The 25,876-nt window shown below is 63.9% G+C and carries 23 protein-coding genes and 1 tRNA gene; 8 read left to right on the forward strand and 16 right to left on the reverse strand.

Going from position 1 to position 25,876, the window contains the following annotated elements:
• Nucleotides 1-77: 77 nt before the first annotated feature.
• Genes EWV37_RS08855 through EWV37_RS08880 form a run of 6 tightly spaced genes read left to right on the forward strand, consistent with a single transcriptional unit; the run spans nt 78 to nt 6,093 of the window.
• Complete coding sequence (locus EWV37_RS08855) at nt 78-3,032, forward strand: DUF4040 family protein (RefSeq protein ID WP_129701094.1); 2,955 nt, start codon at nt 78-80, stop codon at nt 3,030-3,032.
• A complete protein-coding gene (locus EWV37_RS08860) occupies nt 3,029-3,355 on the forward strand; it encodes a sodium:proton antiporter (protein WP_129701096.1) in 327 nt (108 codons plus the stop codon). The genes EWV37_RS08855 and EWV37_RS08860 overlap by 4 nt, the downstream gene beginning before the upstream one ends.
• Complete coding sequence (locus EWV37_RS08865) at nt 3,352-5,073, forward strand: monovalent cation/H+ antiporter subunit D family protein (RefSeq protein WP_129701098.1); 1,722 nt, start codon at nt 3,352-3,354, stop codon at nt 5,071-5,073. Before EWV37_RS08860 ends, EWV37_RS08865 begins: the two co-directional genes overlap by 4 nt.
• Nucleotides 5,070-5,471 carry a Na+/H+ antiporter subunit E gene (locus EWV37_RS08870; RefSeq protein WP_129701100.1) on the forward strand — a complete coding sequence of 134 codons (402 nt, stop codon included), beginning with the start codon at nt 5,070-5,072 and terminating at the stop codon, nt 5,469-5,471. Before EWV37_RS08865 ends, EWV37_RS08870 begins: the two co-directional genes overlap by 4 nt.
• A complete protein-coding gene (locus EWV37_RS08875; protein WP_129701102.1) occupies nt 5,468-5,725 on the forward strand; it encodes an MrpF/PhaF family protein in 258 nt (85 codons plus the stop codon). The genes EWV37_RS08870 and EWV37_RS08875 overlap by 4 nt, the downstream gene beginning before the upstream one ends.
• Nucleotides 5,725-6,093, forward strand: coding sequence for a cation:proton antiporter (locus tag EWV37_RS08880; protein WP_129701104.1), 369 nt, complete (start codon nt 5,725-5,727; stop codon nt 6,091-6,093). The genes EWV37_RS08875 and EWV37_RS08880 overlap by 1 nt, the downstream gene beginning before the upstream one ends.
• A 74-nt stretch (nt 6,094-6,167) precedes the next feature.
• Here the strand turns inward: EWV37_RS08880 and EWV37_RS08885 are convergent, their stop codons facing one another.
• The 4 genes from EWV37_RS08885 to EWV37_RS08900 form a co-directional block, all read right to left on the reverse strand.
• Nucleotides 6,168-7,223, reverse strand: a complete 1,056-nt coding sequence (locus EWV37_RS08885; protein WP_129701106.1) for a zinc-dependent alcohol dehydrogenase family protein — start codon at nt 7,221-7,223, stop codon at nt 6,168-6,170.
• A gap of 197 nt (nt 7,224-7,420) precedes the next feature.
• Entirely contained in the window at nt 7,421-7,897 is a 477-nt protein-coding gene (locus tag EWV37_RS08890) for a hypothetical protein (RefSeq protein WP_129701108.1), read from the reverse strand.
• 155 nt (nt 7,898-8,052) lie between these two features.
• Nucleotides 8,053-9,102 (reverse strand): NAD(P)-dependent alcohol dehydrogenase, encoded by a 1,050-nt coding sequence (locus tag EWV37_RS08895; RefSeq protein ID WP_129701110.1) that lies wholly within the window; start codon nt 9,100-9,102, stop codon nt 8,053-8,055.
• A gap of 92 nt (nt 9,103-9,194) precedes the next feature.
• Nucleotides 9,195-9,686: a GNAT family N-acetyltransferase gene (locus tag EWV37_RS08900; RefSeq protein ID WP_129701112.1), complete on the reverse strand. Its 492-nt coding sequence runs from the start codon at nt 9,684-9,686 to the stop codon at nt 9,195-9,197.
• A gap of 734 nt (nt 9,687-10,420) precedes the next feature.
• Here EWV37_RS08900 and EWV37_RS08905 point away from each other — a divergent pair.
• Nucleotides 10,421-12,481 (forward strand): excinuclease ABC subunit UvrA, encoded by a 2,061-nt coding sequence (locus tag EWV37_RS08905; RefSeq protein ID WP_129701185.1) that lies wholly within the window; start codon nt 10,421-10,423, stop codon nt 12,479-12,481.
• 56 nt (nt 12,482-12,537) lie between these two features.
• Here the strand turns inward: EWV37_RS08905 and EWV37_RS08910 are convergent, their stop codons facing one another.
• Nucleotides 12,538-13,212, reverse strand: coding sequence for a TetR/AcrR family transcriptional regulator (locus EWV37_RS08910; RefSeq protein WP_129701114.1), 675 nt, complete (start codon nt 13,210-13,212; stop codon nt 12,538-12,540).
• 127 nt (nt 13,213-13,339) lie between these two features.
• Between EWV37_RS08910 and EWV37_RS08915 the strand changes: the two genes are divergently transcribed.
• Nucleotides 13,340-14,362, forward strand: a complete 1,023-nt coding sequence (locus EWV37_RS08915; RefSeq protein ID WP_238663182.1) for an NAD(P)-dependent alcohol dehydrogenase — start codon at nt 13,340-13,342, stop codon at nt 14,360-14,362.
• 233 nt (nt 14,363-14,595) lie between these two features.
• On the opposite strand, the gene EWV37_RS08920 is transcribed toward EWV37_RS08915, so the two are convergent.
• From EWV37_RS08920 to EWV37_RS08970, 11 genes are all read right to left on the reverse strand, one after another.
• Nucleotides 14,596-15,138 carry a DUF6596 domain-containing protein gene (locus tag EWV37_RS08920; protein WP_129701116.1) on the reverse strand — a complete coding sequence of 181 codons (543 nt, stop codon included), beginning with the start codon at nt 15,136-15,138 and terminating at the stop codon, nt 14,596-14,598.
• A 375-nt stretch (nt 15,139-15,513) separates the two neighbouring features.
• Nucleotides 15,514-15,590 (reverse strand) — tRNA-Pro (locus tag EWV37_RS08925).
• A gap of 678 nt (nt 15,591-16,268) precedes the next feature.
• The gene (der, locus tag EWV37_RS08930; RefSeq protein ID WP_129701118.1) at nt 16,269-17,813 is read right to left on the reverse strand and encodes a ribosome biogenesis GTPase Der; all 1,545 of its coding nucleotides are present in this window, start codon (nt 17,811-17,813) and stop codon (nt 16,269-16,271) included.
• 7 nt (nt 17,814-17,820) lie between these two features.
• Nucleotides 17,821-18,561 (reverse strand): (d)CMP kinase, encoded by a 741-nt coding sequence (cmk, locus tag EWV37_RS08935; protein WP_129701120.1) that lies wholly within the window; start codon nt 18,559-18,561, stop codon nt 17,821-17,823.
• On the reverse strand, nt 18,561-19,673 hold the full coding sequence (locus tag EWV37_RS08940; protein WP_165189340.1) for a prephenate dehydrogenase: 1,113 nt from the start codon (nt 19,671-19,673) through the stop codon (nt 18,561-18,563). Before EWV37_RS08940 ends, cmk begins: the two co-directional genes overlap by 1 nt.
• 2 nt (nt 19,674-19,675) lie before the next feature.
• On the reverse strand, nt 19,676-20,728 hold the full coding sequence (locus tag EWV37_RS08945) for a pseudouridine synthase (RefSeq protein WP_129701124.1): 1,053 nt from the start codon (nt 20,726-20,728) through the stop codon (nt 19,676-19,678).
• A gap of 7 nt (nt 20,729-20,735) precedes the next feature.
• Complete coding sequence (scpB, locus tag EWV37_RS08950; protein WP_129701126.1) at nt 20,736-21,371, reverse strand: SMC-Scp complex subunit ScpB; 636 nt, start codon at nt 21,369-21,371, stop codon at nt 20,736-20,738.
• Nucleotides 21,372-21,458: 87 nt separating this feature from the next.
• Nucleotides 21,459-22,334 carry a segregation and condensation protein A gene (locus tag EWV37_RS08955; protein WP_129701128.1) on the reverse strand — a complete coding sequence of 292 codons (876 nt, stop codon included), beginning with the start codon at nt 22,332-22,334 and terminating at the stop codon, nt 21,459-21,461.
• A gap of 55 nt (nt 22,335-22,389) precedes the next feature.
• The gene (locus EWV37_RS08960) at nt 22,390-23,283 is read right to left on the reverse strand and encodes a ParA family protein (protein WP_095798347.1); all 894 of its coding nucleotides are present in this window, start codon (nt 23,281-23,283) and stop codon (nt 22,390-22,392) included.
• A gap of 38 nt (nt 23,284-23,321) precedes the next feature.
• The gene (locus EWV37_RS08965) at nt 23,322-24,755 is read right to left on the reverse strand and encodes a hypothetical protein (protein ID WP_129701130.1); all 1,434 of its coding nucleotides are present in this window, start codon (nt 24,753-24,755) and stop codon (nt 23,322-23,324) included.
• The gene (locus EWV37_RS08970; protein WP_095798345.1) at nt 24,755-25,750 is read right to left on the reverse strand and encodes a glycosyltransferase; all 996 of its coding nucleotides are present in this window, start codon (nt 25,748-25,750) and stop codon (nt 24,755-24,757) included. Before EWV37_RS08970 ends, EWV37_RS08965 begins: the two co-directional genes overlap by 1 nt.
• Between the last annotated feature and the right edge of the window lie 126 nt (nt 25,751-25,876).

The raw sequence follows: 25,876 nt of genomic DNA on the forward strand, positions 1-25,876 counted from the left end.
GTTCGTCCGCCACCTTGCGAGGACGACGCGAAACTTCTGGCCCGCCCATATTCTGATGCCCGGACCAAGGTGGTTTCTTGCTACTCACATGTTTGGTTATCGCGCTCCTCACCTGCTTCGTCTCGCCCCTGATCACTAAATTCCTGGGCCGCAATGCAGGCTGGGTTCTCGCGCTGCCGCTTCTCGGCGCGGCTGTACTTGCCGTATCCGCATTCGCCGACGCCGCTCGCTCCGGTTCCGCGGACTCCTCCGGTTCCCCGGTGGTCCAGCAATGGGTTCCGTGGATGCCCACCGTGGACGTGGGACTGGGTCTCCGCATGGACGGCCTGGCCCTGGTGTTCACGCTGTTGGTGCTGGTCATCGGCGCGCTGATCATGGTCTATTCGACCCGCTATCTGGAGCCCGTCGGCAAGCACGGCACGTTCTACTTACTCATGACGGGCTTCGCTGCGGCCATGCTGGCTCTGGTGCTCGCCGATGATCTGATCGTGCTCTACGTCGCGTGGGAAGCCACCACGCTCTGTTCCTTCTTTCTGATCGCCCGCTCCGGAGCCGGGGCCCGCGAACCAGCAATCCGCACCCTGCTGGTCACGGTGGCCGGTGGTCTGCTGCTGTTGGCCGCGGTGACCGTGATGATCATTGCGACGGGAACCACCCGGTTGAGCGACATCCTGGTCGACCCCGTGTGGTCCGCCAACGGAGCGCTGACCACCGCGGTGGCCGTGCTGATCGCCATGGCCGCGTTCACCAAGTCCGCGCAGTTCCCGTTCCAGGCCTGGTTGCCGGACTCGATGGTCGCCATTACCCCGGTCTCCGCCTATCTGCACGCCGCGGCCATGGTGAAGGCCGGCATCTACCTGCTGTTGCGCTTCTCCCCCGTGTTCGCGGATGTCTCCGTGTGGAACGTCATGCTCGTGACTGCAGGTCTGATCACCGCGTTGTTCGGCGCGATCGCGGCCCTGCGCCGTTATGACCTCAAGGAACTGCTCGCCTACTCGACCATGAGTCAGCTGGGCCTGTTGGTCACGATGATCGGCATCGGTACGCCCGAAGCGCTCAAGGCGGCAGTCATTCACACGATTGCCCACGCCCTGTTCAAGTCGGCACTGTTCATGTTCGTCGGGGTGATCGACCACAGCGCCCACACCCGGGACGTGCGCGAGCTCGCTCACATGAAGCTGCGGATGCCCGTGACGGCCACGGCCATGGGACTCGCCGCAGCCTCCATGGCTGGCGTTCCGTTGTTGCTCGGGTTCGTGAGCAAGGAAACAATGCTCAAGGCCTTCCTCGACGCACCCGGTCCAGCGTGGGTCCCGTGGGTCGTGACGGCTGCCGCCGCGGTGGCATCGATCTTCACGTTCGCGTACTCGGCACGACTCGTGCTGGGCGCGTTCGGTGGCCGTGCGGACCGCTCGGAGGATTCCGACGACGTGGTCCGCGAAGCCTCCCCCGCGTTCTGGGGTGCCCCGGTGCTGGGCGCCACGGCCGGACTGGTGCTGGGCGTGACCCCGTTCCTGCTGGACAAACTCGTCACCGTGGGTGCAACGGCGTCCGCGGGAGAAGAAGTGGAAGCACACTTCGCCCTGTGGCACGGCCTGGTCCCCGAGTTATTCGTCTCCTTGACCGTCATCGCCATCGGAACCATGCTGGTGCTCGCCCGCCACCGGGTGCACCATGCGATGGCACCCTACGACTTCCCGATCTCCGGACTGGACGTCGTGGACACCGCGAGGGAGCAGACGATCCGTTTCGGCGGTGTCGTCGGCGGTTGGACCGGAAGTATTGCCCCGCGCAGGCACCTGAGTATCCCCGCCGTGGCGTTGATCGTGATCGCAGCTCTTGCCGCGCTGACCATCGACGATCTGCCCGCCGTGGTGGGAGAACCCAGCGACCCGCTCGACTGGGTGCTCGTCGTACTCATTGCGTGCGGCGTGGTCGCCATGATGCAGGCCAAGACCCTGATCGCCGCGATTGTAGTCACCGGTGTGGTGGGCTTCGGAATGACCGTATGGTTCCTGCAACTTGGTGCCACCGACGTGGCCATTACCCAGCTGCTCGTGGAGATCCTGACCGTGTGCGTCATGGTCCTGCTGCTGCGTCGGCTGCCTACCACATTCGAGAAGACTCCGCCGCGCCAGCATGTGATTCCGCTGCTGGTTGCCGGTGGCGCCGGACTGGCCACCACCGTGGGTGTGTGGGCGCTGACCGGGCGACGAGAGATGTCCCCGGCCTCCGAGTACTTCCTGACCGAGGGTTACAACGAAACCGGCGGCACCAACCTGGTCAACACGATCCTGGTCGACTTCCGTGCTCTGGATACCCTGGGCGAACTCACGGTGCTGGGCGTTGCCGGCATTACGATTGCCGCCCTACTGCGAGCGCGCAAGCCCAGCCCGGAACGCTCCGCCAACATTCAGGACCATTCCCCGCTGATCGATGCGCGGGACAACACCGTGTTCGTGCGCACCGCGGCCAAGCTGATGGCGCCGATCATCGTGGCCGGTTCGCTCATCCTGTTGCTGCGCGGTCACTACGAACCCGGCGGCGGCTTCATTGCCGCGCTGGTGGGTGGCGCGGGCTTCGCGTTGGCCTACCTGGCGGCCCCTTCTGACCGCTCGGCCCGTGTGCAGATGCCGTACCTGCTGCTCATCGGACTGGGCGTGGCCGTGGGTGTGGGAACCGGCTTCCTGGGCTACCTCGACGGATCGTTCCTGCGGCCGTTGCACCCGGAGGTTTTCGGCTTCCAGGCCACCACCGCCCTCGTGTTCGACGTGGGCGTGTACCTGGCCGTGATCGGCGTGATCCTGGCGTCCTTCAACCTGCTGGGCCGGCCGCCAAAGCGCGGCGGTCAACCCCTGGTGGGTGGTTCCGATCCCGGAGCGCCCACGCATGAATCAGACGTTTCGGACGCCCCCACCGACCGTGAGAAGCGCGCGGAGGGTGAGTCGGCGGCGTCGGGCTCGACCTCGAGCGAGCACTCCCGCGACCACGCCAACAACCCCGAGGAATCGGACGAGGTGAACGCACGATGACCGTTGCCATTACCGCCGGCCTGCTCGTCTTCGGGGCCGTGTACTTGATGATGAAGCGCGAAATGCTGCGCGTGATCCTGGGATTCATCCTGCTGGGTCACGCGGGCAACATCGTGCTCATGGCCGCCGGCGGGACATCTCGCCGTGACCTGCCGTACGGCTCCCCCGAGGACCTCTCAACCATTGCCGATCCGCTGCCCCAGGCGTTCGTGCTGACCGCGATCGTGATTGCCTTCTCCATCACGATCGTCATGTTGGTGCTCGCGGTGACGGGCAACGATGACGATGATACGGCCGCGGCTGCCAAGGAGGTGCAAGAGTGAGCGCCGCCCTTCTCCCCCTGTTCGTCGCGGTCCCGCTGATGATGGCCGCACTGTTGGTCATCGTGGGCGACCGTCGGGTGGTCCACGCCGTGGGTCTGCTGGGCACCATGATCACCGCGGTGGGTGCCGCCGTACTGCTGATCCTCGAGTTCCGCTCCGGTGGTGCCATCGCCCACGGCATCAGTTCGTGGCCGTTCGGCATTGCCATCCCGTTCGTCGCGGACATGTTCACCGCGCTCATGCTCGTGGTGACCGGGCTGCTCACCATCGTGTGCTCGTGGTTCGCGATCGCCTCCGGGCGTGCGGCTAACGTGTACTTCGCCCCGCTCGTTCTGGTGCTCACCGCTGGCGTGAACGGTGCCCTGCTGACCGCGGATTTGTTCAACCTGTTCGTGTTCATCGAGGTCATGCTGTTGCCCTCGTACGGGCTGTTCGTGCTGGCCGCCCGGCACAAGGGCACGCTGCAGCAAGTGGCCGGCGCGCGCCTGTACGTGACGCTGAACCTGCTGACCTCCACTGTGTTCCTGATCGGCGTGGGCTTCATCTACGGCACCGCGGGCACCGTGAACATGGGTGAGCTGGCCGGGCTTGCGAAAACCGACCCCACGGTGGCCATTTCCGGCGCCGTCTGCCTGTTCGCTCTCGCGATCAAGGCGTCCGTGGTTCCCGTGCACGGTTGGCTCGCCGCCGCCTACCCCGCGACCTCCCCCGCTATCACCGCCCTGTTTTCGGGCTTGCACACCAAGGTCGCCATTTACGGCATCTACCGCATGTACGCCGTGGTCTTCGACGGCGATTCCCGCTGGCTCTGGATCGGCGTGACACTGTTCTGCCTGACCATGGTCATTGGCGTGCTCGGCGCGGTCGGCGAGAAAACCACCCGCTCCATCCTCGCGTTCCACATGATCAGCCAGATCGGATACATCCTGCTGGGCGTCGCTCTGTTCACCCTGGCCGGACTGACCGCGGGCATCTTCTACCTGCTGCACCACATGATCGTGAAGGCCTCGCTGTTCCTGTCCACCGGCGCGGTCGAGGTCCGCTACGGCACGGGCGAGATTGGCAAACTGTCCGGGATAGCCAAACGCGAGCCGGTCATTGCGGTCGCGTTCTTCATCGCGGCCCTCTCGCTCGCCGGGTTGCCGCCGTTCTCGGGTTTCGTCGCCAAGTTCACGTTGATCCTGGCCTCGGTCAAGGCGGGGCAGATCGCAGCGGTCGTGGTCATGCTCCTGGTCAGTCTGGTCACCTTGCTGTCCATGCTCAAGATCTGGAACGGCGTGTTCTGGGGAGATTCCAAGTCCTCGGAGAAGGTCTCGACATCCAACGCCGACGACGACGCTCCCGCGACTTCCCCCGCCGACGGGAACCTTCCGGAGGCCTCGCCTACCGGCACGGCTGCGGCTGCGGCATCGACCTCGGGCAGGAAGCAATCCGTGGCGGAGCCCGCATCGGCCGCCCAATCTTCGGGTGGGGTGGCCACCAAGGAGGCTCCCACGGCGTCGGCAACTCGGGCGGATCCGGAAACCAAGGCGTCGTCGGCGACGACCGTGGCCGAGCGTCCGCGAATCGGCATGGCGCTGGCCGGGCCTGCCGTGTTCACCGCGGCGATCACGCTGGGGCTGGGCTTGGGCGCTGAGTTACTGCTGGGACTGTCCGCAACCGCGGCAGAAGGATTACTCGACACCACGGCATACGTACAGGCGGTGATGGGTTCATGAGTTGGTTGACGTGGCCATTCAGATGCATCGGATTCTTCCTGTGGTTCGCCAAGGAAATGGTGACCTCGAGCGCTGCGGTGCTGAAGGACAACCTCACGCCCGGGCAGGACTCGACACCGGGTATCACCGCGTTCGACAGTCAGTGCCGCAATGACTACGAGATCACGCTGCTCGCGGCGCTCATCACGCTGACCCCGGGCACGCTCACGCTGGGGCTGAACTCGGATTCGAAAGTGTCGCAGGCAGATGTGGCCGTATCATCTCCTGCCAAGACCGGACCGCTGACGATCTACGTGCACGGCCTGTACTCGGGCAGCGCGGACGCCACTCGTGAGGAACTGCGTGACATGGAAACCCGGATGCTGCGCGGGATCCGCAGGGAAGGAGCGCCCTCATGATCGGGGTGGATCTAGGAATTCTGATCATCGGCGTAGCGTGCCTGGGATCGGCCTACCGCATTCTCCGGGGGCCAACCCAAGCCGACCGAGCCGTTGCCGGTGACCTGTTGCTGTTCGGCTTCGTGGGACTCATCGCGTTGTTCGGTGTACGGATGGCTAATGAGTACACGTTCGACATCGTTCTGGTCGCCGCGCTCGTGGGCTTCCTGAGCGCGCTGTCCCTGGCCCGGGCACTGACAAGGGGGAAGCGCTGATGGATCTGCTGACAATCATTGGAAACATCACCATCGTGATCGGCGCACTCGTGTTCGCGACCGCGGCACTCGGTGTTCTGCGGTTCCCGGACGCGTACATGCGCGTCTCGGCGGTGGGTACGGCGGGAGGTGTGGGCATCGTGCTGCTCGTGGCCGGTGCGCTGGCGCTGCAACCGTCGATTCCGAACGTGGTGAAGGTGGTCCTGATCGTGGTCGTGCACTTGGCGTCGTCCGCGGTGGGCACCATGGCGATCGCCCGCGCCACGTACATCACCCGCACTCCCCTGGAGCACTTCGAGTTCGACGAACTGGCGGAGGCCACCCCGGAGACGGATGCGGAAGAGGACGAACTTTCGGAACGCAGCTGACGGAGCGTAACCGTTGCGCCAAAGCGCCGTCCGGTGAATGAATGCATTCACCGGACGGCGCTTTTCACTGAGGACTAAGCGGTGAGAATGACTTTCAGGGCCTTGGTTTCAGCGGCACGAGCAAACGTGTCGTACGCGCTCTCGATGTCGTCCAGAGCAAAGTGGTGACTGACAAAGCCATCCACGTTCAAGCGGCCCTGGGCGAGCAAGCGAGTCAGCATGGGAGCGGTGTTGGTGTTGACCAATCCGGTGGTGATCGTCAGATTCTGGATCCATGCCTCATTGAGCTTGAACTCCACGGGTTTGCCATGAACACCCATGTTCGCCACATGACCACCGGGGCGCACGATGTCCATCACCATGTCCCAGGTCACCGGGAAACCGACGGCCTCAATGGCTACGTCCACGCCCAGTCCGTCTGTCAGCGCCATGACCTGCTCTTTCCAATCGGTGTCGGAGGAGAGCACGCCATCCGTGGCGCCGAGTTCCTTGGCCTTCTCCACGCGGTTGGCATCCAAGTCGATCGCGATGATCCGCGAGGGACCGTAGAGCCCGGCCGTGGCGATCGCCGACAGACCCACGGGTCCGGCACCTACCACCGCGACGACGTCGCCCGCTTTAACGCCTCCGTATTGCACACCGATCTCGTGGCCGGTGGGCACGATGTCACTGATCATGACGGCCCGGTCATTGCTCACGCCGGCGGGAAGTTTTTGCACCGACGTCTCCGCGAACGGCACCCGCACGAATTCCGCCTGGGTCCCGTCGATCAAGTGGCCGAAAATCCATCCGATGCCCGGTGCGCCCTCGTCCGCTTGGCAATGCGAGTACATACCCTTTTTGCAGTACGAGCACTTACCGCACGAGGACACGCAAGACAGGATCACACGGTCTCCGATTTCTAAGGTGGTGACCGCATCTCCGACCTCAGAGATGACGCCTACGCCTTCGTGTCCGAGGATGCGACCCTCTTCCACCGCCGGAACATCTCCGCCGAGGATGTGAAGGTCGGTGCCGCAGATTGTGGTCGTCTCAATTTTGACGATTACATCCGTGGGCTTCTGAATCTGGGGGTCCGGCACCTCCTCCCACGACTTCTGGCCGGGACCGTGGTAGACGAGAGCCTTCATGGCTGAACCCCTTGTTCAAGTTGTCTTCGTTGACACTTCAATCCTAGGACTGAAGCGCCGGGAGCACAGCTGTCGGCGAGCGAGATGTTCCGGCCCCCGGCGGTGATTTGGGCGAGCTGAGCGTCGTGTACTGCAGCACGGTTTCTGCGAACCTGACGCGTAAGTTTCCTAGCTACGGACCGTAAGACCTGACAGCATCAGGACTGGGAGAGCTTCGGCGCCTGCTTCAAACGCAGTTCTTCCAGCTCGTTCTCCTGCTCCCGAGCACGGTTGAGCAATTCCTCGAGCTTGGCCTTGTCCAGGCGGTCGTCGTTGACCTCCAGGAGAATCCGCCAGCCGAGTGACTTGGCATGAACAGCGGCGGTGAGTGCCTCGAGCTCCTCGACGTCCGACAGCGGAGAACGCTGAGTCACTCGCTCGTTCGGCTTGAACCGGGCAACCTTCTCTGCCACCCGCGCGGGGATATCTTTGAGCTGGCTGGCCTTAATACCGAAAGCGGTCATAATCCCTTCGAGGGAGCGCTGATCCTCGGCGATGTCGTAGGCAATCCGCCCGACCTTCGCTCTGACCTCGCGGTCACTGTGGCCTTCGGCAACGCGTCGGAATGCGTCCAGTCCAGCAGCGGAACCCGCATGATGGTCCTGCAGGTACGTCTCTATCGTCTTACTGGTCATGAAATAAGCCACCTTCCTATCGTTTCCCACCACGTTACGGAACCCGCGCGTCAGGTGCCACCCTACGAAAGGGTGAGAGCGGCGTCGTCGTCGAATTTTACGGCAGGACGAAAGCCCGCGATCGGTGGCGATCGCGGGCTTTCCTTGGGGTGCTATCAGGCGTGCGGGGCGACGACGGCGCGTGCGGACAGCGTGCCGTCACGCAGCTTTTCGTACGCCTTGAGCGCCTCGTCGAGCGTGTACTTCTCAACGGCCGGGACGATCTGGCCGGCGCGGTACATGGCGACCACCTCGTGGAGCTCCTCGATGGTGCCCCAGTAGGTGGAGGAGAAATTGACCTCGTACGGCACGGCGAAGAAGTTCCACGCGAACTCGCCGCCTGCGATGCCCACAACGGTCAGTGAACCTCGCTGTGCAACGGTCGCGGCACCGAGTGCGATGGTGGGGCCGGCACCGACGAAGTCGAATACGGCATCGACGCCGCGACCACCCGTGAGTTCGCGGATCTTGGCGGCCTGGCCTTCGCCACCGGGAACGGTGATGGCACCGAACTTCTCGGCCTCGGCCATGGCTTCGGGCTTCATGTCCGTGGCGATGACCGTGGCGCCGGTGAGTGCCTTGAGGATCTGCACGCCCACCAGGCCCAAACCGCCCAGGCCGATGACCAGCGCGGTGCTGCCGCCCTTGTCGAGGTATGGGAGGACGCGCTTGATGGCGTGGTACGGGGTGAGGCCGGCGTCGGCGAGGGGCGCGGCGGCGACGGGATCGACGTCGTCACCGAGCGGAACCAAGTTGCGTGCGGGGGCGACCATGTATTCGGCCATGCCGCCGTCGCGGCCGATGCCGTTGGCCATGAAGCCGACCTCCTGCGGGTTCTCGCAATAGGTGTCCTGGCCGCGCGTGCACGGCGGGCAGTGGCCACAGCCGATGGGGCCGTAGCAGAGGTACGCGTCGCCTTTGTTGAATCCGGTGACGCCGGGACCGACTTCTTCAACCCAGCCGGAGTTCTCGTGACCGAGGATGAACGGCGGCTCCATGAGACCACCGTTGGGATCGGATTCGAAGTCGTTGAAGATCGCGACATCGGAGTGGCAGGCACCCGCGCCAGCGATCTTCAGGAGCACCTCCCCAGGGCCCGGAGTGGGCTTCTCCATCTCTTTGAGAACGGGGAATTTCTTGAACGATTCGACGACAACTGCCTTCATCACTGCTCCCTTCGGTATAAGAACAATGTTATCGGCAGCTCGTTACGCACGGGTAAATGAACACACCTTGTGCGCCGGTATGCCGCGGATTTTCAGCGCTGGGCAGGCCGCCACATGCCGATGGTCTCCACGGTGCCGCGGCTAGGAATCCGGCTGCGCTCCACGAACCCGAACTTCTCGTAGTACGACATGTTGGTCTCGGAAGAGGACTCGAGATAGGCGGGTGTCCCGGTGGCATCCGCGTCCGCCAGCCGGTGCCGGATCAGCGCGGATCCAGCGCCGCGGCCTCGGGCACGTTCCGTGGTGCCAATGGCCTTCAGGTACCAGTGGGGCACGAGCGGGCGGTGCTTGTCAGCGTTTTTATCGGTGATGGCAGCGTCCAGCATGCGTGAGCGGAAGATACTGAGGTAGGCGGGCAATTCCGGAGCCTGCGAAAAGAACCCCGGGTTCGTTCCCGGTGCTCCCCACTCGGAGACGCCCAGCAATTCACCGTTTGACGAGTCGATCGCCAGCCACACGTGCCCTCCGTACTTAAAGGTGTGCTTGAGCTGGACCTTAAAAATCTTGTACAGCTGGCTCGTCACGTCGCCGGAAGGCAATAGCCCGGTCGCGTAAGCATCCTTGGAAAAAGCATCCGCAAGAACCTTCGCGGCTCGGTCCAGGTCTGAGAGCGCAGCGGGTTGTACTTTGATGTCGGCTTTCGCCGTGTTCTGCTGGGGGGATGTGGTTGCTTCGGTTATTTAGCCCATAGCCCGTAGTTTAGTAGGGACACCTTAGTGTCACTTCTGCCCGGAGAGTTGGCCGAAGACACGAAACCCTAGGAGGACAGTTGGAATCGAGCGATGTAGTTCCCGGACATATCGCCGTACGCGGTGCCCGCGAACATAACCTGGATTCGCTCGATGTCGACATCCCCCGCGACACCGTGGTCGCGTTCACCGGAATCTCCGGATCGGGAAAATCCTCGCTCGCGTTCGGCACCATCTACTCGCACTCCCGCCAGCGCTACCTCGAGTCGGTCTCGCCCTACGCGCGCAGGCTCATCGACCAAGGTTCCGCTCCGCACGTCCGGCTCATCAGCGGGCTCCCACCGGCTGTGGCGCTGCGCCAGCAGCATGCCGGGAGCACCCGCTCGTCGGTCGGCACCGTGTCCCGGATTTCGAACGTCCTTCGCATGCTTTTCTCGCGTTCGGGTACCTATCCCGAGGGCTACCGTCCCGCCGATCTCGCGGGCACCTTCCCGCGCGACGCCGCTCCCCTGGATTCGGACAGCTTCTCCCCCAACACCGCCGTCGGCGCCTGCCGCACCTGCTCCGGCATGGGGCGTCTCCTCCTAGTGGACATCGACAAACTCGTCGGAGACCCCTCGCTGAGCATCGACGACGGCGCCATCGTCGCCTGGCCGGGCGCCTTCGGCGGCAAGAACAACCGCCGGATCCTCCGCGTCCTCGGCATCGACATCGACGTCCCCTTCGAGTCACTTCCCGCCGATACGCGCGAGTGGGTGCTCACCACCGACGAGCAACCCACCGTCCGCATTGGTGATCGGTACAACGGCACGTACATGAGCCCCAAACGGTGGGTCGAGCACACCTTCGCAGATTCCCCGTCGGCCCGAATGCGCGCGAAGGCCGCGTCGTTCATGACCGACCAGCTCTGCCCCACCTGCCACGGCAAGCGCCTCAATCCGGAAGCTCTGGCGGTCACGATCGCCGACATGGACATCGCCGACGCCGCTCGCCTCCCCCTCGCCGACCTCGCCTCGTTCCTCGACGCCGCTCGCACGCACCCGGCTACCGACGAGCTCTCCGTCGAGCGCAGACAAGCTGCTCTTGCGCTCATCGACGTCCTCCAGGACCACATTGCGACCATGATCGACATCGGGCTTGGTTACCTCGAAACCGCGCGACCGACGTCGACGCTCTCAAGTGGTGAGCTCAAGCGACTGCACCTGGCCACCCAGCTGCGCAGCGGACTCTTCGGGGTCCTCTACGTGCTCGACGAGCCCTCTGCCGGACTCCATCCCTCCGATCTCGAACTGCTCCTCGGTGCGCTGAAGCGGCTCAAGGACGACGGCAACACGGTTTTCGTGGTCGAACACAACGCGCAGATTATTCGCACCGCGGACTGGATCGTGGACCTCGGTCCGGGCGCGGGCCGCTACGGCGGACGCGTGCTCTACAACGGCCCGTCAGTTGGACTTGCCGATGTCGAGGAATCGGCCACCGCACGCTATCTCGGTCCCTCCGCTCCGCAGCCCCCGGGGCCGGTCGCTCCACGCGCGCTCAACGACTGGATCGAACTGCACGGCGTCACGGGGCACAACCTCTCCGGCGTTGACATCCGCTTGCCACTGCACGCGTTCACCGCGATCAGCGGGGTCTCCGGTTCGGGTAAGACCACCGTTCTCACGGCACTCGCCGACGCCGCTCGCGCCCAGCTCAATGCCACCGACGTCAAAGCGGATGAAGAGCGCAATCCTGATTCTGTCGAGATCGCCGAAGAGCTCGTCAACGGCGCTCCCGTGTGGGACCTGGGCAGCGAGCAACTGGAGACCGCGTCCACGACTGGATTGGACGCCGTCGACCGCGTAATCGAGGTCGACCAACGTCCGATCGGGCGGACGTCCCGCTCGACCCTCGCAACCTACACCGGGCTTTTCGACGGCGTTCGCAAGCTTTACGCCGCGCAGCCCGATGCTAAGGAGCGTGGCTTCGGCGTGGGTCGCTTCTCCTTCAATCAGCCGGAGGGGCGGTGCCCGACGTGCCTGGGCGATGGCGAGGTCAGCATCGAGTTGCTGTTCATGCCCACGGAAACTGCGCCATGTCCGGATTGCCACGGCAAGCGGTACAACCCCGAGACCCTCGAAGTCACCTACCGCGACCATTCGATTGCGGATGTGCTCGCCATGACCGTAGACGAGGCAGCCGACTTCTTGAGCGACGTGCCCAAGGCGTCTGCCATCCTCACTTTGCTGCAGAACATCGGCCTGGGCTATGTCAGTTTGGGTCAGAGCGCACCGACTTTGTCCGGCGGTGAGGCCCAGCGAATCAAGCTCGTCTCCGAACTGCACCGCTCATGGCGCGGTCACAGCCTCTACATCCTCGATGAGCCAACGACCGGACTCCATCCTGCCGATGCCGATCTCCTGATCGCTCAACTCCAGCTGCTCGCCGATGCAGGCAACACCGTGGTCATCGCTGACCACGATCTGCGTACACTCAGTGTCGTCGACTGGATTGTCGATATGGGTCCGGGTGCCGGTTCAGCAGGTGGCTCCGTGGTGGCCTCCGGGACCCCAGCCGAACTGGCGTCCCGGGAGAACAGCCGCACGGGGGTTTATCTCGCGCGCCGTGCGCAGGTGTCTATCCGCAGCTGACGGATTCATGACCTTTCGGTGGAGCATGGTCGAGCTGAAACACCCATACCACCAGGTCAGTCCACGGACAGCGTTGCATCGAGGGCATCCAGTATGAGGTTCAGCCCGAAGTCGAACTCATCACTGAAACGGTAGCCAGGCTGCACGTAGTGCTCGGAAACCATTGCGGCCATGTGCGGGTACTGGTCGTCGGTAAACAACGTGGCGTCCGGTTCGGAGCCATCGGCGACGATGTGCTGGGCCTCGAACGGCAAGCTCGCCTCTTGCAGCGCGAACCCGTAGCTGAAGCTGTCGATCAAGGCGTAGGCGTGGGCGGTCATCTCGCGGGAAAACCCGGCCGAGCGCAGGGTGCCGAGAACGGCGTCGTGGTGGCGAAGTGTCGCGGGGCCTGGTCTAGGACGGGACTCCAGCAGGCCAATGGCCCAGCTATGCCGCCCGAGCACGGTGCGTACCGAGTGTGCACGGCGGCGCATCTCCGCGCGCCAGTCAGCGCCAACCCTGGGCAACACTATTTCGCTGAACACGTTATCGACAATCCCGTCGAGAATCGCTTCCTTGTTCAAGACGTAGTAGTAGACCGACATGGGTTTGACCCCAAGCTCTTGAGCGAGTGTGCGGATGGTCAATGCTCCGATGCCCCCCTGGTCGGCCACGGCAACCGCGGTCTGCAGCACCCGCGCCCGGCTCAATCGCGACCGGACGTGCTGACCCGTCCGCTTCACCTCAGTCATCGCTTTACACCCCTATGTCCCTTGGTGCCATTCCGCTTTCGTACTATGTATGGTAACGTCAACATACATAGTACGAAAGCGACGCGACAACTCTCGCAGCGCAACGCCATCTTCGGAACGGCACACCATGACGGCTCAAACCGGGCACACCCACCTCAATCGCGGCACCATGCACGCCATCGTTCAAGAGGGCTACGGCACCGCTGATATCTTTCGACACAGGAAAACGCTCGTGCCCACCATCGCGGAGAACGAGGTTTTGATCCGGGCCCACGCTGCCGGCCTAGACCGAGGCACCTGGCACATGATGGCCGGTCGCCCGTATCTGCTGCGGGTGATTGGATTCGGGTTCAGTCAACCAAAGAACGCCGTTCCAGGCATCGACGTCGCAGGCACCGTGGCCGCCGTAGGCTCAGCTGTGACCCGGTTTGCGCTGGGTGACGAGGTGTACGGGATGAGCCGGGGCTCGTTCGCGGACTACGCCGCGGCGCGTGAGGACAAGCTTGCGCCCAAGCCGAAGAACTTGACGTACGAGCAGGCGGCGGTCGTCCCGATCTCCGCCGGCACCGCTTTACAAGCCCTCACTGACGCCGGGAATGTGCAGTCCGGACAGCGGGTCCTGATCATCGGCGCCTCCGGCGGAGTCGGCAGCTTTGCGGTGCAGTTGGCCAAGGCGTTCGGTGCCGAGGTCACGGGTGTATGTAGCACCGGCAAGCTCGACAGGCTCAGGGCACTCGGGGCCGACCACGTCGCCGACTACACCCGGGACGAGTTCACCGACGGAACCACCACGTACGACCTGGTCCTGGACATCGGGGGCAACCTACCTCTAAAACGACTGCGTCGCGCTCTGACACCCGCGGGGACCCTCGTTGTGGTGGGCGGCGAGGAAGGCGGCCAAGTCACTGGTGGCTTCGGCCGCTCGCTGCGGGCACCTCTAGTCTCACGCTTCGTCACTCAGCGGCTGACCATGCTCGCCAGCAAGGAGCGAGCCAGCGACCTGCAGCGCCTTACCCAGTTCCTCGAGGACGGGGCGGTCACTCCCCACATTGACCGCACCTTCACGCTGGAACAGGTGCCGGCCGCCATGCGCTACCTAGAGTCCGGAAAAGTCTTCGGCAAAGTCGCCATCACCGTCACCACGCTGTGAACTGATCCCCGCGCCATGGCAGTCAACGAGACGGCCGAATTGCAGAGTAACGCGCCCAAAACCTCCGTGATCGGTACGCTGCTGCAGAACATTGGTCTTGGCCATGTCAGTTTGGGTCGGAGCGCGCCGACTCTGCACCACGGTGGACACGAGATGTTCGTACTAGCCGAACCCGAGGGCAACCAGTATCTGCATCAAGCATGCCACTGAGTCCCGTATCCGCTTGTGTAATCTCATGCAGCGTTCGGGTCGGCTCTATCAACGAGATATTTGATTTCGAAGTCATTCTTCGTCAATTCTGCAGCTGCAAGATAATCCACGCGGGCGTCTACAATCCTGCCGACCCGCTCTTGGAGGTGCGCACGGATCGCGTGTCCGCGTTGCCGCGTTAGCGGATTCTGGAGCAGCTGATGCTCCTGGTCGAGTCGCTCGAGGAGCTCGAGAGCTTGGTCTGCTCCGAAGGCATGTGCGACAGCGACAACCCGGGAGAGTAGGACGGGACCCGAGGACGGTTGGATATATTCGAGAGCGAAATAAAGTGCTGCAATTTGTTCCCAGTCCGTCTGCTCGAATGACGGCGACGAGCCATGGAGGGCGGCGATCGCCGCTTGTATTTGGTATGTACCAATGTCTGCCGGGGACCAGGCCTTCTGAGCAAGTTCCATCCCCTCAGCAATTATCGCCCGGTTCCACCTACTGCGATCCTGCTCGGCGAGCGGGACAAGTACTCCGGTCGATGTTCCCCGGGTTGCACGGCGTGAATCGGTAATCAGCATTGGGGAACCGGTCGAGCCTGACGTGGTCTCACAGTTCTACGACTCGATGGGCAATACCCTTGACTACGTCTACGACCTCGACGGCGACTCACTCACCATTTGGGCGGTAGCCAAAGATAGCCCCGCCTATTTCCACGGCACCTTCTCCGATAACGACCATGTATTCACCGGTGCATGTGTCTACCCAGAAGGAGGTGGCTACCACTCCACAATGAAACGCCGATAACTGCGGCTCAAGAAGATAACCACACCATGAACCTGGGGCCCGCGTCGACAAACGGGGACAGCAGGTACCGTTTCCGGGATGAGACCGCATCCACAGTCTCAGTACATGACAAAAGCCCTGGTGAGAAGTTTATTCTCACCAGGGCCATCTGGTCGGGCTGACAGGATTTGAACCTGCGACCCCTTGACCCCCAGTCAAGTGCGCTACCAAGCTGCGCCACAGCCCGCGACCATGTTCGGTACTGGGAACCAGTCCCGAACACCAGAGATACATTACCCCAACGTCGATCGAAATTCACATCGACGGGCCCGGCGCCAAGAACCAACCCCGCGTGGCTCACGAGCTGCAGCTCGAATACCGTCGCTCACGGCCGGAACACGAACGTGGCAATCTCATCAACGGTAGGACCAGGATCTCCTGCAGCAAGGAATCTGATCGACGTTGCAGCCCGGATCTCGAGGATTCTGGGTCGCAAGGTCGATCAGATTGCGAGGGAACTCGGAACGTGGTTTTTACGTCGATCAGGCTGCAGTCTTCGGAACGGCTGTGGTCGTACCGTCGATCAGAATGAAGCGCTCAACGGTTCAATGGTTGCAGCGTCGATGGAGCTACACAACGAAGACAGACATGGTCGGATGGTGGATCAGGCGGTACTGCTCGGAACGGCAATGGTCGAAACGTAAACCACGTTGCATCCAGCTGAGAACCAGAGCGCTGGAAGCTGGTAGTCCTGGACCGAACGTCGACCTGAGCGCACCCCGCTCCCCCGCAAACAGCTCCAACTCAAACCCACCTAGCAACGAAAAACACCGGGCCGCCCCGTACGAAACGGGACGACCCGGCGTCGTCGTCGGTCACGACGACCAATAGGCAGGCTGACCGTAAAGGCCCGCCGGCACAGGCATTACTTCTTCCGCTGCCGCTTCTCACGCACGCGCATGGTGACCTCGATGGGCGTGCCCTCGAAGCCGAAGGTCTCACGCAGGCGGCGCTGGATGAAACGGCGGTAGCCGGGATCCAGGAAGCCGGTGGTGAACAGCACGAACTTGGGCGGCCGCGAGGACACCTGCGTGCCGAACAGGATGCGGGGCTGCTTGCCGCCGCGCACGGGGTGCGGGTGGGCGGCCACGAGCTCGCCCAGGAATGCGTTGAGGCGTCCGGTGGGAATGCGCTTATCCCAGGAATCCAGCGCGGTGTGCAGGGCGGGAACCAGCTTGTCCTTGTGCCAACCGGTCTTCGCGGAGATGTTCACGCGCGGAGCCCAGGAGACGTGCGCCAGGTCGCGTTCGATCTCACGCTCCAGGTAGAAGCGGCGCTCATCGTCCAGCAGGTCCCACTTGTTGAAGGCGAGCACCACGGCGCGGCCCGAGTCCACGGTCATCTGCAGAATGCGCACGTCCTGCTCGGAGAGCACCTCGTCCACGGCCAGCAGCACCACGGCCACCTCGGCACGTTCCAGAGCGGACTGGGTCCGCAGGGACGCGTAGAAGTCCGCACCCTGCTGCAGGTGCACGCGGCGGCGGATACCGGCGGTGTCGATGAAACGCCAGGGCTCATCGCCCAGCATCACGATCTCGTCCACCGGGTCACGTGTAGTGCCGGCCAGCTCGTCCACGACCACTCGTTCGGAACCGGCCATCTTGTTCAGCAGCGAGGACTTGCCCACGTTCGGGCGACCCAGCAGGGCCACGCGGCGGGGTCCGCCCTCGACCTCGGGCTCGGCCACCTCGGAGTGCTCGGGTAGAGCCTTGACCAGGGCATCCAGTGCGTCGCCGGTGCCCATGCCGTGCAGGGACGATACCGGGAACGGCTCCCCCATGCCCAGCGACCACAGGTCGGAAGCCTCGATCTGCAACTGCGGCGAATCGGCCTTGTTGGCCACCAGGATAATCGGCTTCTTGACGCGGCGCAGCATGGAGACCACGGCCTCGTCGGTCGCGGTCACGCCCACGGTGACGTCCAGGACCAGCAGAACGGCGTCAGCATTCTGCACGGCCACCTCGGCCTGCTCAGCCACGCGGGCGTGGATGCCCTTGGCGTCGTGCTCCCAGCCGCCGGTGTCCACCAGGGTGAAGTTCTTGCCGGCCCACTCGGCCTTGTAGGACACGCGGTCACGGGTCACGCCCGGGGTGTCCTCCACCACGGCCTCGCGGCGGCCGATCACGCGGTTGACCAGCGTGGACTTACCCACGTTGGGGCGGCCGACCACGGCCACCACGGGGTCGGGCAGACGAGTTTCGCGATCGTCGTCCCAGCCGTCCCACTCGTCCAGCAGCGCGGCGTCTTCCTCATCCAACTCGTAGTCGGACAGGCCCGCACGCAACGCTTCGGCGCGGCGCTCGGCTTCCTCGTCGTCGATTGCGGCGAGGCGCTCGGAAATATCTTCCTGGCCACCGCCGAGGACGGTCTGCTCGTACGGGTCAACCTTGTTCTCTTCGGAACCGGTCATGGCTACCTCACTTACTCTGGGCGGGAGCGCCCGGGGATTGATCGGGGCCGGCGGCCCGTTCGGTCATGGTTTCGGTGGTGCGGATCACCAGATCGATCACGCCCTGCACGGTCTGTTCCATGCTCAGTTCGGACGAATCCAGCAGGTGCACGCCATCCTGCGCTTCGGTGAAGTTCACCACGGTGGAGTCCTTGGCGTCACGCCCCACCACTTGGTCTTTCAAATTTGACGACGCCGCCGCGCCTAGTTGCTTGCCTCGCCGCGCCAACCGCGCTTCCTCCGAGGCGGTCAACAGAATGCGCACAGTGGCATCCGGGGCGACCACGGTGGTGATATCGCGGCCCTCGGCCACCATGCGGTGACCGCTGTCGGCGATGATCTCGCGCTGCATAGCCACTAGTACTTCACGAGCCGGAACGGTGGTGGCGATCGCGGACACGTTGTTGGTCACGTCATCCCCGCGGATCTCGGACCGGACGTCCTGACCGTCCACGGTGATGCGCTCACCGTTGGGATCGGTGCCCATGTCCAGGGGAACGGAGCGGGTGGCCTGCACAATGGCGTCCGCGTCACTCAAGTCGACCTGTGTGTGCAAGCACCACCAGGTCACGGCGCGGTACATGGCACCGGTGTCCAGGTAGGCCAGGTTGAAGCGGCGCGCCACTTCCTTGGACACGGAGGACTTCCCGGAACCGGAAGGTCCGTCGATGGCGACCACCAATCGGGCGTTCTCATCGCGTGCGTCCATTACTGCACCACCTTCCAGTTGCGTTCGTTCAAAGCGTTCACAAGTTCCTCGCGACGGTTCGGATCCACGGAGACCACCACCAGTCCCACCGGTTGACCCGGCGAGTGCTCGAGTCGCATGTCTTCCAGGTTGATCCCGTCCTCACCGATCTCGGTGAGCAACCGAGCAATGGTGCCCGGGGTGTCGTCCACGGCCACGGTGAGCGTGGCGAACGCCTTGGGAGCGCCACCGTGCTTACCGGGAATCCGAGCTTGGCCTGAGTTGCCCTCGGCCATGAGCTGGGCGATATCCAAGCGAGCACCACCGGCCATCGGGTTCTCCAGGGTGGAGATCAGCCGATCGAGATCCGTGCGTACCTCGTGGAGGGATTCCACGATGGGACGTGCGTTGGCGGAGAGGATCTGCACCCACAGCGACGGATCGGAACCCGCAATGCGCGTGGTGTCCCGCAGCCCCTGTCCGGACAAGGACAAGTGGTGCAACGGGGTGTCCTGCAGGCGGGAGGCCAGCAGCGAGGACATCACCTGCGGCAAGTGCGAAATCAGCGCCACGGTCTCATCGTGCTCGGCCGCATCCATCACGGTCACGGTCGCGCCCAGGTCCACCGCCAAGTTTTTGGCGGTGGTGACGGCTCGCGCGCTGGTCGTCTCGGTCGGGCAAATCACCCACGGCATGGATGTGAACAGCTCACCGCGGGCCGCCACGGGACCGGACTTCTCACGTCCGGCCATGGGATGCGTGCCTACGTAGCGAGACAGGTCCGCCCCGGCCGCAGCGACGTCGTCGAGGATCGAGGACTTTACCGAGGCGATGTCGATGACCACGGCGTCCGGGAAATCCGACAGCGCCTCGACCACGAGCTCGGCGACCACGTCCGGCGGAGCGGCCACGACCACGAGTGCAGGATCCGACAGCGTCTGACCCGCCTCGTGAACGGCACGGACGGACTGGCCCGCGCCGATGTCCTGAGCCACGGCCTCCGTGGTGGGCGAGGCATCGCGCACGTACACGCGCACGCCCAGGTGCTGGAGCCCCAGACCGATGCTGGCACCCAGAAGCCCCGCACCGATCACCAGAACCGGTCCGGACGTGGACGCGATTGCTGGAACCACCGTTACATCCCCACCGATGCGAGCAGGGTGCCCACCTCGGTGTGGGACAGCTTGCGCACCACACCCTGGCGCTGATCACCAATGGCGATCGGGCCCACCTGGGTACGGGCGAGCCGCTCGACCGGGTGGCCCACGGCGTCGAACATGCGGCGGACAATGCGGTTGCGACCGGTGTGCAGCACGACCTCGATCAGCACGTGACCGGGCTTGGAGTCGATGAGCTTGAACGAATCGACCTTGGCAATGCCGTCCTCGAGCTTGATGCCTTCGCGCATCTGCTTGCCCACGCCCTTCTCCACGGGGCCGTGCACCTGGACCAGGTAGGTCTTGGGCACCTCGTAGGAGGGGTGGGTCAGGCGGTTGGTGAGTTCGCCGTCGTTGGTGAGTAGCAGCAGGCCCTCGGTCTCAACGTCCAAGCGACCCACGTGGAACACGCGCTCGTGCTTGCGGACGTCCAAGAAGTCACTTACGCAACGGCGGCCGTCCGGGTCCTCCATGGTGGAGACCACGCCGGCAGGCTTGTTGAACGAGTAGTAGACGAGCTTCTCGTCGGTCTGGATGCGCATGCCGTCCACGTGAACGCTCTGCAGCGCGGGGTCCACGCGCACGCCCAGTTCGTTGACGATTTGGCCGTCCACTTCCACGCGGCCGTCCAGGATCATTTCCTCGCACACGCGCCGCGAGGCCACACCTGCCTGGGCCATGAGCTTCTGCAGGCGCACGCCGTTCTCGTCGTGGGCTTCCAGACGATCGACGGGCGGGTTCTTGGGACGACGCCGCCGGTGCGGGCCGTGCTCCTTGATCGCCGAGGCGCGGCGCTCGTACTTGTCCACGCCGCCAAAGGCGCGAGGCTTCTGCGGACCCTTCTGACCCGCCGAAGCCTTGGGCTTACCGGGCCCGGACTTGGGTCCGGTTTTCGGACCGGACTTGAAGCCGCCCTTGGTGCCCGCTTTGGAGCCCTTGCCGCGACCCTGCGGACCGCGAGCGCCGCCGCCGGGCTTGCCGCCGCCGCGGGGTGCTCCGCCGCGGGATGAGTTGTTGCGTGATTGAGCCATGCTGAAATCAGTCCTCTAAGTCTTCAAGTTGGTCGGTTCCGGGCAGGAGCGGGGCAATGTCTGGCAGTTCATCCAGTGAACCGAGACCCAGCTTTTCCAAGAACAAGGGGGTGGTGGAGTAGAGCACGGAACCCGTGGATTCCTCGCGTTCGTGTGCTGTGAGCAAGCCGCGCTGCACCAGGGTTCGCACCACGCCGTCCACGTTGACACCGCGGATCGCTGAGATCCGGGAGCGGGACACGGGTTGCAGGTAGGCCACCACGGCAAGGGTTTCCAGGGCCGCTTGCGACAAGCGCGAGCTGCTGCCTTCCACCACGTAGTCGGTCACGAGCTGGGCGTACTCACTGCGCGAGTAGATGCGCCAGCCGCCGGCCACTTGGCGCAGTTCGAATCCGCGCACTCTGGAGGCCGACCCTCCATCGTATCGGAGGTCAGGCGATTCCGGAGGGGCTACGGGAGTGGGACCGATCACGCCGTCGTACTCGGCTTTCAGGTATTCCAGGCCGCTGCGCGCCTCGTGCACGGGCACGTTGAGGGTCCGGGCGAGTTCTTCTTCTCGGACGGGGGCGGCGGCCACCATGAGGACGGCCTCGAGAGCCGCGTGGATATCGGTCGGGGGTTGTTCGTGTGGTTCGTCTACCACGCTGACATCATCTCCTTCGGTACGGTTCACACCGATCCATGACGTGTCTCATTGTTTCAGGTTTTTGACGCCGCCGTTGCCAGGGGGCTACTCCCCCGCGCCGTTCTCGCTCGGGGCGGGGTCCTCGTTCGGCGTCTCGGCACCCGCGTACTCGCTGTTGAGCCCCTCCGAGGTCCAGTCGTCCGGCCCGTCCCAGCGCACGAGCAGTGGGCCGAGGACTTCATCCTGGCGGATCCGGACCACACGGTCGCGGAACATTTCGAGGATCGCCAAGAAGCGCACCACAATCACCAGGGTGGAATCCGCGTCCGCGATCAGGGCGGCAAAGCTGTGGTCCTGGCCGTCCTTGAGGATTTCGGCCATGGTCTCGGCCTCGTCCGCCACACGCACGGCGGCACCGTGCAGGTGCTCCACGTTGACCTCGTCCGGCACGTGCCGTTCGGGGTCCAGCGCGACGACTGCGAGCTGTGCGAATTGCTCAGGCGTCAGCGTCCACTTCAACGGCGGCAGCGCGGTGGTCACCGCTGGGTCAAGGTCCACCTGGCGCGGGATCCGCACGGACTCCGCACCGAAGCGCCTATTCAGCTGCCCGGCCACTTCCTTGAACGCCTTGTACTGCAGCAGACGCGCGAACAGCAGGTCGCGGGCTTCCAGAAGTTCGACGTCGTATTCGTCCTCCACCTCGCCGCGCGGCAACAAGCGTGCGGCCTTGAGATCGAGCAGAGTCGCCGCGACCACCAGGAACTCGCTGGCTTCATCCAGAGCTTTAACCGAGCCCTCCTCCTGGAGAGCTTTCACGTAACGGATGAACTCGTCCGTGACCACGGACAGCGCCACGTGGGTGATGTCCATTTCGTGCTTGGCGATCAGAGAGAGCAGCACGTCAAAGGGGCCCTGGAAGTTTTCCAGGGCCACCTTGAATCCGGTGTCCGAGTTCGTGGGAAGCTCGGCGACAACGCTCATGCTCGTGAGGTGACCTCACGCGAGATCAGGCCGCGAGCGGCGTCGGCGGTGGTGCTCACGGCGCTCCGCCGCGGCTGATCAGCTCGCGCGCGAGCTGACGGTAGGACTCGGCACCCGGGTGGTTCGTGGCGAAGTTGAGGATCGGCTCGGCGGCCACGGTGGCGTCCGGGAACTTCACGGTGCGCTTGATGACGGTGTCGAAAACCTTGTCGCCAAAGGCATCCACGATGCGTGCAATGACCTCGCGCGAGTGCAAGGTGCGCGAGTCGAACATGGTGGCCAGCACGCCGTCGATCTGCAGCTTGGGGTTCAAGCGGTCTTGGACCTTCTCGATGGAGTCCACCAGCAGCGCCACGGCGCGCAGGGCGAAGAACTCGCAGATCAGCGGGATGATCACACCGTGCGAGGCGGTCAACGCGTTGACGGTCAGCAAACCCAGGGACGGCTGGCAGTCGATGAGGATCACGTCGTAGTATTCCTCGACCTTGCGCAGCGCCGAGGACAGCACTTGCTCGCGGGCGACCTCGGTGACTAGCTGCACCTCGGCCGCGGAAAGGTCGATGTTGGCCGGCAGCAGGTCCACGTTGGGCACGTGGGTTTCCTGCACCACGTCCCACACGTCCACCGAGCGGTCCATCATCACGTTGTAAATGGTCAGATCCAGCTCGTGCGGGTTGGAACCGAAGCCCGCGGACAGCGCGCCCTGCGGGTCGAAGTCCACCAGGAGCACCTTGCGGCCGGTTTCCGCGAGCGCGGCACCCAGGTTGATGGTGGAGGTGGTCTTACCCACGCCACCCTTCTGGTTCACCATGGCGATGATGCGGGCGGGACCATGGTCCTTGAGTTCGGGCGGATCCGGGAAGGTGCGCAACGGACGGCCGGTGGGGCCTACGGCGCCCGATGACCGGTCATCGAGCTCAGGGAACCTCTCGTCACTGGCTTTGCTCACGTGCTACGGCCTGCTTTCCTCAAGTCACTGGTCAGGTCTCAACGCACTACACTACCGCCGTCACGCGGGAGTGAACCAACCGAGGTGGAACCCGATACGACCTGCGGTTGTTCGACCAGGGCTTCTTCTACCCTGTTCGACCGGCCGTTGACCGCCGCAGCCCAGCACGCTGCCGTGAGGACTGCAAGCGCTACGGGCACCCCGCGATTGACGAAGAATTCGTGGATCTGGGAGTGGTTGCTCACCACGATGTACCAGAACGCCGGGATCAGCATGGGCAGTGCGAGCACTCCCGCGACCTTCAACCGTTGGACTCCCCCGCGGCGCCCTGCCAGCGCCAGGGCAATTGCGGCCGCGATGAGACAACCGAAGAAGACGAACGGGGCGGTGGGTATCTTCTCCCACCAGTAGACGACGTTACTGGCCACCCCGGCTCCGAACACGTCAGAGACACCGCTGTGGCTGCCTCCCGTCCGGAAACCGACGTTTTGTTGCACCATGGCGATCGTCTCGCCGATGCCCATGAACACCGCACCGAAGATCCAGCGGAACACCCAGGTGAGACCGAACGCGGCGGGCCACACTACGGCGGCGAGCACTCCCCACGTCGCGGTGCGTTTCATGTTCCTGTCCTGGAACCAGACTGCAGCCGCCAAGACGAACGCGGACATCGCCCACGGGATGGACGGGGTGGTCAGTAGATCCACGTAGCAGAACAGCGCCGCGCCGACACCCGCGCCCAACAGGCCCAGGTAAGTGGACCTCGTGAATCCCACCACGGTGAGGATTACCGATAGGAAAATGAACGTGATGGCAATGGATTGGCTGAACGATGTGGACGGTGTGGAGAGCATGTTGGTCCCCACCACGAAGGGCAGGAACAGCGCCACGGCCACGGCGGTGGAGGTCTTCGACCGCACCAGCAGAATGGCCGCGAAAAGTGCGGTGATCATCAGGGCGCCGGAGACGATGCGCAGGCCTTCGAGCCCCACCGTGGCCAGTAAGGGTCGGGTGAGGATCGTGTACCCGGCCCAGTACTTGTAATAGTTGTTGTCCTCGAAGACCTTGCCCTGGGCCAGTTCCTGAATGTCCTGCTTGCCACCGGCGCAGTTGTCGATCCGCGGCATGCGAGCGGCCCTGCTCAGCGCGGATTCTTCCGGTGACGCACCCAGTCCGGTGCCCACGACCACGCATTCTGTGAACGTGTCCGACTGCGTGCCCATGCGGTCCGGGATCCCGCTGGGACCGTAGGTGTTGTTCTCGATCGAGGACACCAGGTTGTCCACGATCGGTTTGTCGGGTACGGCTTGCCCCACGATCAGGAGTCCGAACAGCACGAACTGCAAAGCGACGAGGACTCCGGCGCCCTTGAGGAACGGGCGCCACCGCCAGTCGGTCCTGATGCGCTCGACCGTTTCTCGGTTGAGGTGGCGCTTGATTGCATCGCGGTTCATGTAACGGGAGATGTCCATCAGGCGCCTCGGTTGACGTCGATATTAAACCGTTCTGCGGAAGGTTGGCGGCGCGGGGACTTCACCCCGTAGGGCGGGGCCGGTAACCGGAGGTAGAACAATCGTGATCCTTCGCGGCGCATCATGACCTGACCGTTGAGCAGCACGCCCATCAGCAGAAAAACCCCGGCCAGGATGAACAGAGCGGAGGCCAAGAACGCGGTAGGGAACCGCGGCACCATGCCCGTTTGGAAGTATTCCGCGACGACCGGCAGGCCGAAGACGAGCCCCAGGGTCGCAAGAAGGATCGAAAAAATGCTTGTGACCAGGAACGGGCGCTCGTGGAACAACAGTTGGGAGAAGATGCGGAGGATCCTGAATCCGTCGTGATAGGTCCGCAATTTGCTCTCCGTGCCCTCGGCGCGGTCACGGAAGCCCACTTCCACTTCCGTCTGCGGTACGCGCGCATTCACTGCGTGGATCGTCAGTTCCGTTTCAATCTCGAATTCGCGAGACAGCGCCGGGAAGGATTTGACGAAGCGTTGCGAGAACACCCGGTAACCGCTGAGCATGTCCGTGACTTCGCGTCGAAACGCGAAGCTGACCATGGTGTTGAAGAACTTGTTCCCTGATTCATGTCCGGAACGGTAAGCGGTTTCCGACACCTGTCGGCGCACCCCCAGCACGTGATCGAACGGGCCGGCCAGGAGGGTATCGATCATGGCCGGGGCATCGGCCACGTCATAGGTGTCGTCGCCGTCGATCAGTAGGTAGATATCCGCGTCGAGGTCGGCGAACGCGCGCCGCACCACGTTGCCCTTGCCCTTCTCCGTCTCGTAGCGCACGTGCGCTCCGGCCTCCGCCGCGGCCTGGGCGGTTCGATCCGTGGAGCAGTTGTCGTACACGAACACGTCGATACCGGGAATGGTCTCGTGCAGATCAGTGACCACCTTGGCGATGGCCGCTTCCTCGTTATGACAGGGAACGATCGCAATAATGCGGGGTGAGCTGGACATGGGCACCTTACTCAGGGGGTGGGGGGCAGCCTTCAACGACCCGCGGGATGAGGCGGGGAGAGCAATTGAACGGTGCGATCCACAGGAGCCTTAGTGGACCAAAGTATTTCTAACACGAAATGTCCC

The sequence above is a fragment of the Kocuria carniphila genome, from assembly GCF_004136555.1.
In the GTDB taxonomy this organism is placed as follows: Bacteria; Actinomycetota; Actinomycetes; order Actinomycetales; family Micrococcaceae; genus Kocuria; species Kocuria carniphila.